The organism is Mycobacterium sp. NAZ190054 (genome assembly GCF_001545925.1).
Lineage (GTDB): Bacteria > Actinomycetota > Actinomycetes > Mycobacteriales > Mycobacteriaceae > Mycobacterium.
In genome coordinates this window covers 1-579 of the sequence record NZ_LMVQ01000508.1, presented here as the reverse complement: position 1 = coordinate 579, position 579 = coordinate 1, and the positions used below count along the sequence as shown (strand labels likewise).

Annotated in this window: 1 protein-coding gene; it reads left to right on the top strand. The window is 74.6% G+C overall.

The window, feature by feature from the left end:
- Positions 1-173: 173 nt before the first annotated feature.
- On the top strand, positions 174-579 hold a 406-nt coding region (locus ASJ79_RS25085; protein WP_197420364.1), incomplete at its 3' end, for a glycosyltransferase.

The window sequence follows — 579 nt, the reverse complement described above, 5'->3', positions numbered from 1 at the left end:
TGGTCGGGCAGGTCGTCCGGCGGCTACGGTGATAGCCGGCGAAACCAGGGCCGACGGGCCCGCACATTGGAAGGTCAGCGTTACGGGTGACGGGGAACTCGGTCCCGGCGGGGCAGGAGCGCAGCGACCGGGGGATATCTTGTCCGGCGGGGCAGGAGCGCAGCGACCGGGGGATATCTTGTCCGGCGGGGCAGGAGCGCAGCGACCGGGGGATATCTGTCGTTCTTGCCGGCGGTGGCACGGCGGGCCACGTCGAACCCGCGATGGCGGTCGCCGACGCGCTGGCCGCCCTGGACCCGCAGGCGCGGATCACCGCCCTCGGCACGGAGCGGGGCCTGGAGACCTGGCTGGTGCCGCAGCGCGGATACCCGCTCGAGCTGATCACCCCGGTGCCGTTGCCGCGCAAGCCGTCCGCTGACCTGGTCCGGCTGCCGCTGCGGATCCGTCAGGCGGTCCGGCAGACCCGGGCGGTCTTCGACGCCGCCGGGGCCGACGTCGTGATCGGCTTAGGCGGCGATGCTCTCGGGCGCAGCCCGCCTCGCCCGTCGAGGCGCGCGCGGGGTGGTGCCGGCGTCGGCG